Source organism: Bacillus sp. BS3(2021) (assembly GCF_021043345.1).
GTDB classification, from domain to species: Bacteria; Bacillota; Bacilli; order Bacillales; family Bacillaceae; genus Bacillus; species Bacillus paralicheniformis.
In genome coordinates, this window is sequence record NZ_JAJNDM010000005.1 from 46,672 (window position 1) to 62,287 (window position 15,616).

Annotated in this window: 15 protein-coding genes and 1 pseudogene; 3 read left to right on the plus strand and 13 right to left on the minus strand. The window is 46.3% G+C overall.

Annotation, left to right across the window (positions count from 1 at the left end):
• Positions 1-174: 174 nt before the first annotated feature.
• Positions 175-1,323, minus strand: coding sequence for a competence protein CoiA family protein (locus LQ247_RS12325; protein ID WP_231006118.1), 1,149 nt, complete (start codon positions 1,321-1,323; stop codon positions 175-177).
• A gap of 170 nt (positions 1,324-1,493) precedes the next feature.
• On the opposite strand from LQ247_RS12325, the gene LQ247_RS12330 reads away from it, so the two are divergent.
• Together LQ247_RS12330 and LQ247_RS12335 are read left to right on the plus strand one after the other, a co-directional pair.
• The gene (locus tag LQ247_RS12330) at positions 1,494-3,038 is read left to right on the plus strand and encodes an ATP-binding protein (protein WP_214485523.1); all 1,545 of its coding nucleotides are present in this window, start codon (positions 1,494-1,496) and stop codon (positions 3,036-3,038) included.
• A gap of 22 nt (positions 3,039-3,060) precedes the next feature.
• The gene (locus LQ247_RS12335; protein WP_020450941.1) at positions 3,061-3,780 is read left to right on the plus strand and encodes a response regulator; all 720 of its coding nucleotides are present in this window, start codon (positions 3,061-3,063) and stop codon (positions 3,778-3,780) included.
• Between the two features lie 19 nt (positions 3,781-3,799).
• Here LQ247_RS12335 and LQ247_RS12340 read toward each other — a convergent pair whose 3' ends face one another.
• The 6 genes and pseudogenes from LQ247_RS12340 to LQ247_RS12365 form a co-directional block, all read right to left on the minus strand.
• Positions 3,800-5,305 (minus strand): tripartite tricarboxylate transporter permease, encoded by a 1,506-nt coding sequence (locus tag LQ247_RS12340; protein WP_003180636.1) that lies wholly within the window; start codon positions 5,303-5,305, stop codon positions 3,800-3,802.
• 22 nt (positions 5,306-5,327) lie between these two features.
• The gene (locus LQ247_RS12345; RefSeq protein ID WP_025811638.1) at positions 5,328-5,783 is read right to left on the minus strand and encodes a tripartite tricarboxylate transporter TctB family protein; all 456 of its coding nucleotides are present in this window, start codon (positions 5,781-5,783) and stop codon (positions 5,328-5,330) included.
• 102 nt (positions 5,784-5,885) lie between these two features.
• Positions 5,886-6,902 (minus strand): tripartite tricarboxylate transporter substrate binding protein, encoded by a 1,017-nt coding sequence (locus tag LQ247_RS12350; protein ID WP_231006119.1) that lies wholly within the window; start codon positions 6,900-6,902, stop codon positions 5,886-5,888.
• A gap of 222 nt (positions 6,903-7,124) precedes the next feature.
• Entirely contained in the window at positions 7,125-8,429 is a 1,305-nt protein-coding gene (locus LQ247_RS12355; RefSeq protein ID WP_231006120.1) for a glycosyl hydrolase family 8, read from the minus strand.
• Between the two features lie 237 nt (positions 8,430-8,666).
• On the minus strand, positions 8,667-9,305 hold the full coding sequence (mecA, locus tag LQ247_RS12360; RefSeq protein WP_003180627.1) for an adaptor protein MecA: 639 nt from the start codon (positions 9,303-9,305) through the stop codon (positions 8,667-8,669).
• Positions 9,287-9,412: pseudogene (locus tag LQ247_RS12365) on the minus strand (hypothetical protein). Before LQ247_RS12365 ends, mecA begins: the two are co-directional and overlap by 19 nt.
• Before the next feature lie 178 nt (positions 9,413-9,590).
• Here LQ247_RS12365 and LQ247_RS12370 point away from each other — a divergent pair.
• Complete coding sequence (locus LQ247_RS12370; protein ID WP_144497777.1) at positions 9,591-10,253, plus strand: TerC family protein; 663 nt, start codon at positions 9,591-9,593, stop codon at positions 10,251-10,253.
• Between the two features lie 30 nt (positions 10,254-10,283).
• On the opposite strand, the gene spxA is transcribed toward LQ247_RS12370, so the two are convergent.
• From spxA to LQ247_RS12400, 6 genes are all read right to left on the minus strand, one after another.
• Positions 10,284-10,679, minus strand: coding sequence for a transcriptional regulator SpxA (spxA, locus tag LQ247_RS12375; RefSeq protein WP_003180621.1), 396 nt, complete (start codon positions 10,677-10,679; stop codon positions 10,284-10,286).
• 177 nt (positions 10,680-10,856) lie between these two features.
• The gene (locus LQ247_RS12380) at positions 10,857-11,435 is read right to left on the minus strand and encodes a GNAT family N-acetyltransferase (protein ID WP_231006121.1); all 579 of its coding nucleotides are present in this window, start codon (positions 11,433-11,435) and stop codon (positions 10,857-10,859) included.
• A 229-nt stretch (positions 11,436-11,664) separates the two neighbouring features.
• Positions 11,665-12,588 (minus strand): ABC transporter ATP-binding protein, encoded by a 924-nt coding sequence (locus LQ247_RS12385; protein WP_231006122.1) that lies wholly within the window; start codon positions 12,586-12,588, stop codon positions 11,665-11,667.
• Position 12,589: 1 nt separating this feature from the next.
• Positions 12,590-13,657, minus strand: coding sequence for an ABC transporter ATP-binding protein (locus tag LQ247_RS12390; protein ID WP_020450934.1), 1,068 nt, complete (start codon positions 13,655-13,657; stop codon positions 12,590-12,592).
• Positions 13,658-13,670: 13 nt separating this feature from the next.
• Positions 13,671-14,588 (minus strand): ABC transporter permease, encoded by a 918-nt coding sequence (locus LQ247_RS12395; RefSeq protein WP_023856653.1) that lies wholly within the window; start codon positions 14,586-14,588, stop codon positions 13,671-13,673.
• A gap of 4 nt (positions 14,589-14,592) precedes the next feature.
• On the minus strand, positions 14,593-15,528 hold the full coding sequence (locus LQ247_RS12400) for an ABC transporter permease (RefSeq protein WP_020450932.1): 936 nt from the start codon (positions 15,526-15,528) through the stop codon (positions 14,593-14,595).
• Positions 15,529-15,616 lie beyond the last annotated feature (88 nt).

Genomic DNA, 15,616 nt, shown 5'->3' on the forward strand with positions numbered 1-15,616 from the left:
TGTCCAATAAACTTGTATTGTGTTTATCTTCTGTTTTTTCACCGTCTTTTGTCAAATCATATGCGAAAAAAAAGACGCAAAATCCCGCCGTTAAAAAATAAAATACATATCTTTTGATCTGAAACAGCCCGGACACCACCTTCCTTTCTTTAGGTTGAACGAAAGGCTTGATAATCATTCGGAAAAATAATGTTCATCCCTTTTTAACAGCGCCTCCAGCCGCGGCTCCGGAGCAACAGGACCCGCGGAATAATAAAATTCCTCTTTCCTCTCTAAAAATCCTTTTTTATGCAAAAAACAAATGTATTCACAAACGGCATCAGCAGCCGTTTGCTGCCCGCTCCATCTCAGCTTCAGCCTTTTGCCCTTGACGAGCCAGTCCATATAATGAACCGCAGACTGCAGGCGAAACGTATCATGCTTCGTTATAAATAAGAAAAGGTACCCTTGCCACACATAAACCGGGTGGGCAAAAATATAGCCTGACGGCACCGGGAGAAAGACTTCTGAGGGGAAAAACGGGAGCGGGAGCCGGAACTTTTCATAAAAGAGCGCGGCCATCTGCTTCGCTTCTTTTGATAAAAAACGCACGGTCGACATTCGAAAGCTGCGGATGTTTTCTTTCCAACCTTTAAGCTGGAGAGGCGAACAGTTTTCCCATGCGGTTAAATCATGCCAGCCTGCTTCAGCAAGTGGGAGAAAACGCAAGGATGCGGATGTTTTGTTTGTTTGAAAGGGAATCAAGTGTTCGAGGATGATGAAAGCCTTTTGTTCGGGGCAAAAAAACAGGAGCTTAGGAAGCTTATCCCTTTTCTGAGCGAACTGCCAGTGAAACCCTGAAAGCTGAAAAAAACTCCTCGCCAAGCGTCTTACCCGGTTACCGCCCAGAATCCACAACGGCTCGATTCCCAGTTTGAGAAAGCCGTCCGTTCTTTTTCGGTACGCTGCCGCATCGAGATTCGCACATTGAAATTCAACTGCAACCTGGCGGGTTCCGTATTCCAGAAGCAAATCGGGCCTTTGTCTGATCTCTTGCAAATACGGTTCAAGCACCGGGCGGAAGCCTTGTCTGCCGAGCCATTCGTACAACAGCCGTTTTCCTTTCAGGTGATAGGAGCTCTCCGGTTCATGTTGCACCGGACATGCTGCACCCGGCTTATGAGCGAAGTGCGGGAGCTTGACGGCACCGACTTTCAGGTCGAGTTCACACCGGCAAACCGGACAGTAAAATAAATGTCGTTTTCTCAACCGCTTGAGATCTTCGGTTTTGTATCCGTCGGCAAGACAGATGATCTCTTCTTGATCGATCATTGCACTGAACATATTGTCTCTCTCCTTCCTGTTTGATCAAGTATTCAACATGCGCGGAAGCTTTCCTTTTTTTGAAAACGCTTCAAATTCAGGCCGATTTTATATAAAGTAGTATTATAGAACTCGAAATTTTTAGAAAAGGAGTTTTTGACATCAAACGGAAGCTGACCACCAAGCTTACATTGCTGATTCTCACCCTGCTATTCATCTTGCTTTCTGTTATGAGCGGCCTCTATTTAATCATTTTAGAAAATTCGTTAAAAACACAAATTCAAGCCAGAGCGCTCGATATGGCGAAAACGCTCGCCCAGATGCCTTCCGTCCAGGAAGCCTTTGAAACGGACGATCCGTCCCGAATCCTTCAGCCAATTGCAGAAAACGCGAGAAAGCAGTCCGGTGCGCAATACATTGTGATCGGCTCGGCAGATGCGATTCGCTATGCGCATCCGCACCCGGGAAAAATCGGCAAACCGATGGTCGGCGGAGACAATCAGCGCGCTCTTGAAAAAGGGGAAGCATATATTTCGGAAGCCGTCGGCACGCTTGGCCCGGCCATCAGGGGCAAAGCCCCGATCCTTAATGAAAACGGCAAAATCGTCGGAATCATCTCAGTCGGTTTTTTAAAAGAAAATATTCAGGATATCGTCTCTCAATATCAGACAAAATTAATATTTTTATTAGGATTTGTCGTGCTGATGGGGGTTTTGGGAGCCGTCTATATTTCCCGCAATGTCAAAAAGTCTATTTTCGGTCTTGAACCTTATGAAATTAATCAATTATATACTGAAAAACAGGCGATTACAGAATCTGTGCACGAGGCCTTGATCGCCATCAACAAACATGAAGAAATCACGCTCTTGAATAGAAAAGCGTGTGAGCTCCTTCGCGTCGAAAGCGAAGATCAGTGGCTCGGCAAACCGATTTCCGAACTTCTTCCAGATACGCTGCTCCCCGAAGTACTGAAAACGAAAACGGCGCAAAAAGATCAGGAATTAACGATCGGAAATGAAGAATTAATCGTCAACAGAGTGCCGATTTTCGAAAACGAAAAAATCCGCGGGGCCGTTGCAAGCTTCAGGAGAAAGACGGACATTGACGAACTCTCCAAAAAGCTGGCGCAAACTTCGCAATACGCGGAAGGTCTGAGAGCCCAGACCCACGAATATTCAAACAAGCTGAACACAATCGCGGGACTGATCCAGCTGGAAAGCTATTCTGAAGCGCTCGAATTGATCCAAAAAGAGAACAAAAGCCATCAGGAAATGCTGCGATTTCTCATCCATTCGATTCCTGATCCGCTTCTTTCCGGGTTGCTGCTGGGAAAGGTCAACCGTGCAAAAGAGCTGCACATCAACCTGGAAATCGATGAAAGCTCAAAATTGGACGCTTTGCCGGACGAAATGGACAAAGGCAAATTCATTACGATTTTAGGAAATTTGATTGAGAATGCTTTTGACGCCGTTTCCCACAAAAAAGACCGCAGCATCCTTGTCTTCTTGTCAGACGGGGGAGATCACATCTTAATTGAAGTCGAAGACTCGGGAGACGGTATTCCCGAGGGGGAACAGGAGCGGATCTTTCAAAAGTTTTATTCGACAAAAGCGGCTAATCACCGCGGTCTCGGCCTCTTTTTAGTCAAAGAAGCCGTCAATGCGTTAAACGGACAAATCAAAGCGGATAAAAGCGACCTTGGCGGAGCATTGTTTACTGTCGTGATACCAAAATAGAGAAACGCTGGGGGACTGACCTATGAAAGCATTACAAGTGTTTATCGTGGAGGATGACATCAGGAACGCTGACATACATCAAAAACTGATCAGCAAAATTGAAGGATTTTCTGTTATTGGAATCGCAGAAAATTTTCAAGATGCAAAGGATTTGCTTCCGGACGTGAAGCCCGACCTTGTCCTGCTCGACATTTTTCTGCCGGACGGCTCAGGCATGGAGCTTCTCTGGCTGATCAGACAAAAGCTCAGACATACAGACGTCATGATGATTACGGCGGCGAAAGAAGTTGAGTATGTCGAACAGGCGATTCGCGCGGGAGCCGTCGATTATTTGATCAAGCCGATTATGTTTTCCAGGCTGAAAGAAACGCTGTTAAACTATCGGTCCTACCGGCTCAAGGTAAATGAAATGTCTTCAATCGATCAGACAGACGTTGACAGCTTGATGGCAAAAAGGCGAAGCATCATGAAAGAAAAACAAACCGCTGAAGCCGATTATCCGAAAGGAATCGACGGCCTGACGCTGAAAAAAGTAGCCGGCGTTTTAAACAAAAGCGAAAACAGCGATGGCATCACCGCCGAAAATCTCGGGCGCACCATCGGTGTCAGCCGGACGACCGCAAGGCGCTATTTAGAATTTTTAGCTGCGGAAAAGCATGTAAAAACAGAACTTTTCTATGGAACCGTCGGACGTCCCGAACGCCGCTACAAGCCTGTGAAAAATGAAAGTCCGGAAACGTAGCGTTCCGGACATCAAAAGCTCAGCCTTCCAAATCAATCGACTTTTTATTTTTGTTCTTCATTGCCCGGGAAATCGGCGGTACGATGAGCGACAAAAGAGCCGTAATCAATAAACCGATTGTGACGGGACTTTCAAAAAACACGGACAGGCTTCCTGATGACAGCGTCATCGCTTGTCTAAACGATTCTTCCATCAAACTTCCGAGAATAAAAGCTAAAATAAACGGAGCCGCCGGAAAAGACAGCACTCTCATAAAATACCCGAGGATTCCGAAGAACACCAGAATATAAAGATGTACGACATTAAATGTCACAGCATAGACGCCGATCAGGCAGAAAACAAATATGAGCGAAATTAAAAGCTGCTTCGGAATCAGAAGAATTTTTGACAAGAAAGGAATTAACGGCAAATTTAAAATCAGCAGAAATAAATTGCCGATATACATGCTTGCGATCACGCCCCAGAACACGTCGGGATGATCCGTCAGCATGAGCGGCCCCGGCTGAACGCCGACGACCAAAAGGGCGCCGAGCAGGACGGCCGTTGTCCCTGATCCGGGAATCCCGAGTGTCAGAAGGGGCACGAATGCGCCGCTCGTTGCCGCATTGTTCGAAGTCTCAGGTGCTGCGACCCCTTTAATATTTCCCTTGCCAAACGTTTCAGGATGTTTTGAGATTCTCTTCTCTGTAATATAAGAAATAAATGATGCAATTGTCGCCCCTGCACCGGGCAGGATGCCGAGCAAAAATCCGATGACCGAATGCCTTGCGATCGGTCCCGAAATCTCTTTCATTTCGCTTTTCGTCACCTTCAGGCTGCCGACCTGAGACGCTCCCTCCGTCATCGGCTTGTTCCGCGTCTTGATCAAGAACGCAACTTCAGCAAGTGCAAACAAACCGAGAGCCACGATCAGAAAATCGATGCCTTCCAGAAGGCTTGCCGCACCGAATGTAAACCGTTCGGTCCCCGTCTGCGGATCAATCCCGATGGTAGCGGTCATAAAGCCCAATGTCGCAGAAATCAGCGCCTTGACTGTCGATCCTTCGGAAAGGCTTGAAATTGCCACCAAGCCGAGCATCATCAATGCAAAATATTCTGTCGGTCCAAATGTCACCGCAATGTTTGCCATTGTCGGTGCGACGAGCATCAGCGCAACTACGGTGATCGTTCCGCCTGCGAAAGAGCAGATTGCAGCGATGGCAAGGGCTTTTCCCGCTTTCCCCTGCTTTGCCATCGGATAGCCGTCAAACGATGTTGCGACAGTGCCCGCTACTCCGGGGGCATTTAACAGAATCGATGACGTCGAACCGCCAAAGACCGCTCCGTAATAGACACCCGCCATCAAAATTAACGCGGAGGCCGGGTCCATTCCGTAACTTAACGGGATCATAATGGCAATCGCAGTGATCGGCCCAAGCCCGGGCAGCATCCCGATAACCGTCCCGATCAGCACCCCGATAAAAGCGAACATGATATTCTGCGGAGTCAGCGCCACCTGAAATCCGTATAATATACTATCTAACATGCACTTTCCTCCTTATGTTCGATTAAAAAGGCATAACCCCCTGCGGAAGCATGATGTTGAGCACATAGTTGAATGAAAAATAAATTGTGCCGCTGAAAATCAGTGAAACGAGCGCAGCCGTTGTCCAATTTCGATATCCCAACACCGCGGGCAAAACGATCAGCAGCATTACCGTAGAAAGCAAAAATCCGATGAATTCCAAAATCGAAATGTAGATCAACAGAGAAGCAACACAGAGCATCATGACCTTGACGTCTTTTTTCTTCAGCTGAAACAGCTTTTTCACCGTTGTATCTTTTTGATCTTTTTCAAAAAACAGAAATACACCCAAAATGAGAAGCAATATGCCTAAACTTTTCGGCAGCACGTCCGCATCGATCACCGCGTACGGATAGCTGTCTAAATTAAAGCTGAACGCCAGGTAAATGGCTGCCACAGCCAAAATGATGACAGAAACGGCCCGGTTTGTGATTCTCATGGTTTACACCAGCCTTTCTCGATTTCAGCTTGCCGGTCGCCGGCTGTGCCGGGCAAAGCTTTTAAGTCGCTTTCCCATACCGGCAACCGCGCGGAGACCATTTTATTTGCCACCTAATCCGATATCATCAAGGAGCGCTTCCATTTCTTTATATTGAGCGTCAAGATAGTCTTTGAATTCTTGATGGCCCATAAACTTATCCGTCCATCCATAGCTGTCCCGAATCGATTTCCAGCTGTCTTTTTCCATCATCTCTTTGATTTTGTCTTCATAATATTTTACGGCGGACTCGCTCATTCCCGGAGGTCCCATAAATCCTCTCCAGACCGTAAATTCATCATCGATTCCCTGCTCTTTTAAGGTCGGAAAATCTTTGACCGTATCTCCTTTCATGCGTTCGGGAGCGGTGATGGCCAGCACTCTGACTTTTCCGGCTCGCGCCTGTTCGGCCGCTTCACCGACACCCGTCGAATAGACGTCGGCTTTTTTACCGAGCAGCATGCTCATCCCGGCGCCGTCTTGAGCCGTAATGTATTTCAGCTCTTTCGCATCAACGCCAGCCTTTTGAACAGCGCTGACAAATTGCATGTGGTCCATGCTTCCCGGAGAAGACGTCCCTACAATAGAGGCTTTTTTCGGATCTTTTTTCAGCGCATCCACAAGATCTGTCATCGACTGATAAGGCGAATCTTTATGAACGACAAACGCTCCGTAGTCGGCAATCACGCTTGCGATCGGCGTAAAATCATTGTGACCGTACTGGGATTGTCCGTTTAAAGGCACGAACAAAATCGGCGGAGATGTAACAAACAACGTATGGTTATCACCTTTTTTGCGGTGGACATACGACCATCCCGACGCTCCCCCGCCGCCCGGTTTATTGACGACAGCCATCTTTTCAATCAATTTTTCTTCACCCATAATTTTCGAGATCGTTCTGGCCGTTGTATCCCATCCCCCGCCGGCTCCGGCAGGCGCAACGACCTCAATTGCTTTCGAAGGTTTAAAGTCTTTTTCGTTCGCGGCTTTATTTGAAGCCGTGTTTCCGCCGCATCCTCCCAAAATCAGCGCAAACACAAGCAAAATTGTAAAGCCGTAACATCTACCCCTCTTTGTCATGTTGTGCTCCCCCTTCACTGTAATCGCTTTCATTATAGCTTTCCCGACTTTTCGTGCACAGTTTAACTGCATAATATTCTTTTTGTTCATAAAGTTCACAAAAAATCTTCCTCAAATAGAGATGTAATTCTTGTTAAAGGATAATTACGGGATCAACTTCTGGCCAATTAAAAACCCCTCTCCGCAGAGAAGGGTCAGTCTTTCAATTTGATATTACATTTTTTAAGGAAGGTACATCGCAAATTTGCCGTTTGCCACAAGGCTGTTCAGCATGTAAAGACATGATCCGTAATAATCTTCTGGAATATATGTGCTGTTAAACGCCTTGGCAAATCCCGTCCTTAATGATGCATCGCTTGCTGCAGTCGCGCCGCCCGCATTGGCGGCGATCAGGCCAACCGGGCTTCCTTTTTTGACGGCCGTCCCATTCAGCGTATATTCATGGGCCGTTCTCCCGTAGTTTTCCCGTTTCATAAACGTCAAGAACTTGTTAACCGCTTTTTGCTCGCTGGCGCGATATGCGTTATCTGCCGAGGACCAAAGTGTATGATCCATAGCGATATGAGACACCGTCCGCCAAGCATCATAGCTGAAATTTCGGTCTGTTTCCGTTGAGGAATGAGCCGCATCGCTTACGCCGTCAAAGCCGGCTTCGTCGGGAAACAGCCCTGTGGCCGCATTGGTGACGGTTGATCCGTTATTTAACACGCTTTTAAACGTTGTTTCTGACAAGTATGTTCGAGATTTGTTTGCTGCATCTTTCCAAAAATACTGCTGGCTGCTTTTGGCGCTTTTAGCGAACAACTCGAAAAAAGCAGGAACGTGGTAGGATGGGTCCGTCCAATTGACATAAGGGCCGAATCGAACCATCGCATAGCGCTGATCCTTGCTGTTTTTAATAAACACTCGCGATTCCTTACCGGTGTTGGCGTATTCTCCATCACCGGCCAAAGCGTCAAGCATGTCTTGAGCCCGCGCTTTGTAATCGTACGGGTATTTTTTATCTCCCCAGCGGCCAGATGCCATCATGAGCGCTGCCGCAAACCAGACCTCGCCGTCAGATGCAACATTCTGATCAATGGTTTGCACGTCTGAGCCGTTCGTTTTCATATGCCAGCTATGGTAGCCGTACAAACTGTCGTTTCTGTCGGAATGGCGCATATATTTACGGACGAAATCCCACAGCTTTTGGAACTTATACTCATCATTCATTTGCAGCGTAATCATCATCCCGTAACTCATACCCTCTGTTTTGACGCTGTAGTAGCCATTGCCCAGGTTATCGTCCGTCGTCGAAGCGATGTAAGCTGAACCGTCTTTCATATAATGAAACAGCGATCCGCCTTTACCATCGCCTTTTGTATCAAAGTATTTTTTATAGGCCTGATTCAAATTGTTTTTACCCGTTGTTCCGAGAATATCCGGAGTCTTGGAATGTACGGCTGCCATGGCTGTTTGAGAATAAGCGGCACAAAAACATGTTAAACCAATAAAAACAGCCATGATCCATTTTAAACTTTTTCGCATCAAATCAATCTCACCTTTCAAAATTTGTCATAACACCAATCCATCTTAATCAATGAAACTGGAAGTGTATAGATCAGATTGACCCTATTTGGTTTGGTCCGAAATGATCGTTTTCTTTTGAAAGTGGTGAGCCGTTTGAAAGATGTAGAACGGGAGGAGGGAAGTTGTGGAGAATTGAAGCTCTTTGTTATATTTGTTCCAGAAAGTTAAAGCCGGCTTCAAAAGAAACCGGCTTTTTTATGCGAAGTGCTTTTTTATTGTATGAAGAGCATGATCCGCTGCAATCAGTGTTCCATACTCTTTCAGCATATGAATCGTCGTCTTTGATTCTGAGGCATACTCCAGCAGAATGCTCAGCTGGTTTTCCACCTCTTCATCAGGCAGTTCACTGAAATCCACGAATAAATAATAGCGGTTCTCGTGAGAGTACAATGTCGTTTGGCAGCCGCTGATAGACATTTTTGACAGTGAGATTAAATCCTCAAAATCGTCAAACTTTAAAACAAACTGCAGTTTCTGCTCTTCTGCCTGCTCTTCTTTTTGAAAGTCGTCAAGCAAAGCATCAAGGCTTTCTTCTGCTACATGCTGTTTTTTATCTTCAGGAATCGGCAGTTCCAGCTTTTGTCCGTCTTTGGACAGCTGAGCTCTTGTCACAATGATTTCCAATCCCTTATCAAGGGCCTGCACTTGAATCCAAAGGGGGCCTTCAACGGCAAACTCTTCTTCTTCGTGCACTTCGTCCATCATTTCCCAAAAAAGCTCTTCACTGCGTTCTCGATTGTACCAAATTTCTTCTCTGTCAAACCCGCGGTCTTCGATATCACCGTAGGAAATATAAAACTTAACCGTATGTTCGTTTATTCTTTCGATTTCCATTTGCCAACCTTCCCTTCTTTGTAAGATGTTGAAGGGATAACTAAGCTCCCAATTAATTGTACTTTACTACACTTTACCCATTACGTCCACTTCTTAACCTTATCCATAATCAATCTTTATTTTCTATTTTATGATAAAAAAGGCGGAAAAGAAATAAAAACGCCTTCAAAGCCAAGCTAACATATTTTCCGGCCTGCTTCATATATTAGTTGTACAAGCAGCAGCTGTAGATGCGGGTGCCTTTTAGGCAAGTCCCGATGCAAAGGCAAAGCGAGGTGCCAGTTGATGGAACACGATGTACTGATGTCGTTCCTTGTGATCATCGGAATCGATCTCATACTTGGCGGCGACAACGCTGTTGTGATTGCAATGGCAAGCCGTCATTTGCCTCCACGGCAAAGACAAAAAGCGATCATCATCGGCACATTGATCGCCATCATGATGAGAATCGCGCTAACAATGGCAGCAGTGTACCTGCTCGCGGTTCCTTATCTGCAATTTATCGGAGGAATCTTCCTGTTGTACTTAGGATATCAGCTTTTGATTGAGAAAAAAGATGCCCAGCATGTCAAAGGCGGGACATCTTTATTTAAGGCGATCCGTATCATCGTGATTGCCGATTTGTTCATGTCGCTCGATAATGTGATTGCGGTCGCTGGAGCTTCGCACGGACGCCTGATGCTAGTCGTTGTCGGCTTGATGGTCTCCGTCCCGGTCATCATTTGGGGCAGCAGGCTGATTCAAGCGGCCCTTGCAAAGTTTCCGCTCTTCATATACGCGGGAAGCGGACTGCTCGCTTATACCGGCGGCGAAATGATCGTCAGGGAGCAGGAATTGTCTTCCTTTATGGCGCAGCACAGCACCCTCGAAATGCTGCTGCCCGTCCTGACGGTGATTTTTGTGATTTTAGCCAGTATTTATTATGAACAGGCGAGTGAAAAGCATTAAAAAAAGAAGGCTGAAAAATTCAGCCTTCTTTTAGTTTGCGAGACGCTGCGCTTCACGAAGCTGGAATGTGCGCACTTTGCGCGGCAGGAAGCGGCGGATTTCGTCTTCGTTGTATCCAACCTGCAGGCGCTTTTCGTCAATGATGATCGGACGGCGCAAAAGGCCCGGATGTTCATTGATGAGCTGGTACAGCTCTTGAAGCGGCATTGTTTCAAGGTTGACGTTCAGTTTTTGGAACACTTTGGAACGAGTTGAAATAATTTCGTCTGTTCCGTCCTCCGTCATTCGTAAAATCTCTTTTATTTCATCAATTGATAAAGGCTCTGAAAAAATATTTCTTTCCGTATACGGAATATCATGTTCTTCTAACCATGCGCGCGCCTTTCTGCAAGACGTGCAGCTTGGGGATGTATATAATGTAACCATATTGCTTCACTCCTTAAAAAGTAGAATGAAATTAGCGTATTCTTAAATTGAAATAAATCTAAAAAAGTAATCTTTATTGAGTATTATACTATAAAAAAGTAAGTGTGAACAGTCTGTAACAGAAATTTTTTGACAATCCAGCGACTTTTGCTTTTTTATGCCATCTGTTATTCTCATTTAGCTCAATTCATCGAAAATGTTCTTTTGTTTATGATCGTCAACAATCGTAAGGACGTCATTCACATCTTCATAAGATTCTCCATACCACTTCTCATCTTTGTATGTATGGATTTTTTCGTACGTTTCTTTCATCGCGTCAAACACTTCTTTCTCTGTGTTTGATTTTGGAGACCAATACAAAATCTCCATTTTGTTCACTTTGCCGGTTGCGAGTGACCGGCGACGGTAACCAATCGACTCAGCGTGTTTAAAGTTTTCCTTTTGATAAAATTTAAGACGTTTCGCCGTATCGGCATCATCTTCATCCACGGGCTCGACTTCGAGGAGGATCGGTTTGTTTTTCTTTTTCAGCTTCTCAATCAGCTTGGAACCAAGTCCCTGTCCTCGCGCGTCTTTAGAAACGAATAAATAGTCGATGAAAATAAAAGAGTCGAATTCGGCGTACATCAACACATGATGACGGCCTTCTTCTTTATGGTAAATATCGTTTTGTTCCTTTAACAATGCTTCCATGTGCTCTTTTGATTTCATTTCTTCAATTGGGAAATACTCGCTAAGCTTCTCATACCAGTTCATTGATTTGCTCCTTATGGATGTTCTAATTTCACACTTTAGATATACCCGCTTTCTTTTTAGTTTAAACAAAATCTTTTTAGAAAGGAGCTTCAGTGAAGCTGAGCATGTTACCTACATATACTAAGACGGTTGTCTCCCGCGAAGGTTTCAAATTTTTTCTCAAAAAATTGCCGGCGGTTGTTCAGCATAAAAAAAAGACAGCCTTGTGACGGCTGTCTTCCTGCTTCGTTTATTTGGATTGATAGGCTTTAAATTCTTCCTCTGTACACATGACGAAATGGCCGGGCTTTACTTCACGAAGCTCCATCTGTTCGTCGCCTTTCAGCTGGTGGACGCTTGGATCATACGTCTTCCGCACGCGCGTGCGCTCATAATCCGGATCAGGGAGCGGAATGGCGGAAAGCAATGATTTCGTATACGGATGAAGCGGATTTTCATACAGTTCATCTGCCGGCGCCAATTCAACAAGCTTCCCAAAATACATGACGCCGATCCTGTCGCTGATATATTTGACCATCGACAGATCGTGAGCGATGAAAAGGTATGTAAGCCCTCTTTCCTTTTGCAAATCCTTCATTAAATTGACGACTTGCGCCTGAATGGACACGTCCAGAGCGGAGATCGGTTCATCGGCAATGATGAATTCCGGCTCGACAGCAAGCGCCCTTGCGATTCCGATCCGCTGGCGCTGTCCGCCGGAGAATTCGTGCGGATAGCGGTTCGCGTGCTCTTTATTTAAGCCGACGAGTTTGAGGAGTTCATGAACGCGCTCAAGCCGCTCTTTTTTCGTTTTGGCCAAACCGTGGATGTCAATTCCTTCTGCGATGATGTCGGCAACCGTCATCCGCGGGTTCAAGGAAGCATACGGGTCCTGAAAAATCATCTGCATCTTCCGGTTGAATTCGAGAAGGTCCTTGGCAGACTTTTTGTCGTGGACATTCTTTCCCTTAAACAAGACTTCTCCGGAAGTCGCTTGATACAAACGAATGATCGAACGGCCGGTCGTCGACTTTCCGCAGCCGGATTCACCGACAAGACCGAGCGTCTCTCCTTTGAAAATGTCAAAAGAGATTCCGTCAACAGCTTTCACAATCCCTTTCGGCGTTGAAAAGTGCTGTTTTAAATTCTTGATTTCGAGCAGTTTTTCTGCCACATCATTCACCTTCTTTCACTTCAACCGGTTTTTCATACTGATTTTTAAACTCCTTCATCTTGCTTTTGACAGCCGCCGGCGGCTCGACTTTTGGAGCGTCCGGGTGCAAAAGCCATGACTTCACATAGTGTGTATCAGATATTTTAAACATCGGCGGTTCTTGTTCAAAATCGATTTTCATTGCGTAAGGGCTTCTTAATGCAAAAGCATCGCCCTTCGGCGGATTGGTCAAATCAGGCGGAGACCCCGGTATCGCCATTAATTCTTCATCACCGTCGTTGTCAAGGCTCGGCATTGATGCCAACAGCCCCCATGTATACGGATGCTTCGGGTTGTAGAAAATCTCGTCGACCGTACCGATCTCCACAATTTGTCCCGCGTACATGACGGCGACTCTGTCTGCGACATTCGCGACAACGCCGAGATCGTGCGTAATAAAAATGATGGATGTCTCGATCTTTTTCTGCAATTCTTTCATCAGCTCTAAAATCTGCGCCTGAATCGTCACATCAAGAGCTGTCGTCGGTTCGTCCGCGATTAAAAGCTTTGGATTGGCCGCAAGCGCCATCGCGATAACGACGCGCTGCCGCATCCCGCCGCTGAATTCGTGCGGATACTGGTTGACGCGGCGTTCAGGCATCGGAATTCCGACCAGGCTGAGAAGCTCTACCGCCCGCTTATTGGCCTCTTCTTTTGAGATCTTTTCATGCTTAAACAGCACTTCTGTGATTTGACGGCCGACTTTCATCGTCGGGTTCAAAGAAGTCATCGGATCCTGAAAGATCATGCCGATCTCTTTTCCCCTGATTGACTGCATTTGTTTTTCCGTTTTCGGAACCAGATCTTGTCCGTCAAATAAAATTTGTCCGTTTTTAAAATAGCCCGGCGGCATCGGAATCAGTTTCATAATCGCCTGCGAAGTGACGCTTTTGCCTGATCCGGATTCTCCGACGATCGCAAGCGTCTCTCCTTTGTCAACATGAAAGTTGACGCCGCGGATCGCCTGTACTTCTCCGGCGTATGTTTTAAAAGAAATGGCTAAATCTTTCACTTCAAGTAAGTGTTTCATCTTTCTCACTCCTTTATTTACGCAGCTTCGGATCTAAAGCGTCGCGCAGTCCGTCGCCGATAACGTTGAATGCAAACATGGTCAGACAGATAAAAGTAGCCGGGAAGAACAGGCGCCATGGGTAATATTCCAATCCCTGCACACCGTCTGTAGCCATCGTTCCCCAGCTTGCAAGCGGCTGCGGAACCCCGAGGCCGAGGTAGCTTAAAAACGCTTCATAGAAAATAGCCGTAGGCACGGTTAATGTCATGGTGACCAAGATCGGGCTCATGATGTTGGGCAGCAAGTGCTTTCTGATGATGCGCGAGTTTTTCGCTCCCAAAGTTCTTGAGGCGAGCACAAACTCCTGATTTTTGAGCTGGAGTACTTGTCCACGGACGATTCTCGCCATGTTGATCCATCCCGTAATAACCATCGCGACGATCATCGTGACCAAGCCTTTTCCCATCACTACGAGCAGCAGGATCGTCATTAATAAGGAAGGAATCGCCCATAAAACATCTGCAATTCTCATCATAATTTCGTCAGTACGTCCGCCTCTGATGCCTGATATCGCACCCCATATCACACCGATCAAAACGTCGATCAGCGCGGCAGCCAGTCCGATTGTCAGCGAGATGCGTGCGCCGACCCATGTACGGACGAATACGTCCCTTCCAAGGTCATCTGTTCCAAACCAGTGCTCGCCGCTCGGCGGCTGGTTCGCATTCGTTAAATCCGTTTCTTCATATTGAAAGCTTGAGAATACCGGCGCGAAGATAGCCATCAGAGCGATCAGGATCAGAACCACCAGTCCAAACAGCGCCAGCTTGTTTTCTTTAAATCTCAAGAATACGTCTGTCCAAAATGAAAGGTTTTTCTTTGAGATCTTTTCGGCTTCGCTATGGTCAACAGCTGCAGGTTCAAACATGTCTTTTGGTATTTGCTGCATCCTATTACTCCCCTTTCTTAGCGCCAAACAGTTTAATGCGCGGATCAATTAAGCCGTATAAAAGATCGACAATCAAGACGCAAAGCAGCAAGATTGCCCCGAAGAAGACGGTAACACCCATGATCACCGTGTAGTCTCGGTTCGTAATGCTGGTGACAAAGTGCATGCCGAGTCCCGGTATACCGAATACTTTTTCGACGACAAACGTTCCTGTCAAAATGGACGCCGCCATTGGCCCCATATATGTAACAACCGGCATGATGGCATTTCGTATCGCATGCTTAAACGTAACGGCCGGTGTGCTCAAACCTTTTGCACGTGCCGTGCGGATATAGTCGCTGCTCAGCACTTCAAGCATGCTCGAACGCGTCAAACGGGCGATAAACGCCATCGGCATCGAGGCGACTGCGATGGCAGGAAGCACAGTATGTCCCCATGACTCCCATTGTGCGACAGGGAACATGCCCAGCTTCATTGCCAGCACGTATTGAAGAAGTGCAGCCATGATGAAGTTCGGAACAGAGATCCCGACAACCGCAATGATCATCGCTGTGTAGTCCTGCCACTTGTTTCGCTTCAGCGCGGCGATCACGCCGAACAATACGCCGAAAGCGAGCGCAAGGCAAATCGCTTCCAATCCAAGTGTAAAAGAAATCGGAAAACCTGAGCTGATCAAGTCGTTCACAGTTTGTCCCTTATATTTAAATGACGGCCCGAAATCCCACTTTGCTACCGATACTAAATAATCGAGATATTGTTTAAAAAGAGGCTGGTCTAAACCATAGTAGGAATTGAGACTGGCTTCAATTGCAGGGGGAAGTTTCCTCTCGCCTGAAAAGGGTCCGCCCGGTATCGCTCTCATCAGGAAGAAGGTAGCTGTGACGATAACCCAGAGAGAAATTAACATATAAACAAGACGACGGCCTAAAAATTTAATCAATTTTACACACCTCCGAATATTCAGTCTATTAACTTCTTTTCATAAATAAAAGTATATGGGGGGAAGTCTAAACCCCATATACTTTCAT

Bases quoted from the DNA above. Each gene is read 5' to 3' on its own strand.
- LQ247_RS12325 (WP_231006118.1), bottom strand. From the start codon at position 1,323: ATGTTCAGTGCAATGATCGATCAAGAAGAGATCATCTGTCTTGCCGAC.
- LQ247_RS12335 (WP_020450941.1), top strand. From the start codon at position 3,061: ATGAAAGCATTACAAGTGTTTATCGTGGAGGATGACATCAGGAACGCT.
- LQ247_RS12340 (WP_003180636.1), bottom strand. From the start codon at position 5,305: ATGTTAGATAGTATATTATACGGATTTCAGGTGGCGCTGACTCCGCAG.
- LQ247_RS12345 (WP_025811638.1), bottom strand. From the start codon at position 5,783: ATGAGAATCACAAACCGGGCCGTTTCTGTCATCATTTTGGCTGTGGCA.
- LQ247_RS12350 (WP_231006119.1), bottom strand. From the start codon at position 6,902: ATGACAAAGAGGGGTAGATGTTACGGCTTTACAATTTTGCTTGTGTTT.
- LQ247_RS12355 (WP_231006120.1), bottom strand. From the start codon at position 8,429: ATGCGAAAAAGTTTAAAATGGATCATGGCTGTTTTTATTGGTTTAACA.
- mecA (WP_003180627.1), bottom strand. From the start codon at position 9,305: ATGGAAATCGAAAGAATAAACGAACATACGGTTAAGTTTTATATTTCC.
- LQ247_RS12370 (WP_144497777.1), top strand. From the start codon at position 9,591: ATGGAACACGATGTACTGATGTCGTTCCTTGTGATCATCGGAATCGAT.
- spxA (WP_003180621.1), bottom strand. From the start codon at position 10,679: ATGGTTACATTATATACATCCCCAAGCTGCACGTCTTGCAGAAAGGCG.
- LQ247_RS12380 (WP_231006121.1), bottom strand. From the start codon at position 11,435: ATGAACTGGTATGAGAAGCTTAGCGAGTATTTCCCAATTGAAGAAATG.
- LQ247_RS12390 (WP_020450934.1), bottom strand. From the start codon at position 13,657: ATGAAACACTTACTTGAAGTGAAAGATTTAGCCATTTCTTTTAAAACA.
- LQ247_RS12395 (WP_023856653.1), bottom strand. From the start codon at position 14,588: ATGCAGCAAATACCAAAAGACATGTTTGAACCTGCAGCTGTTGACCAT.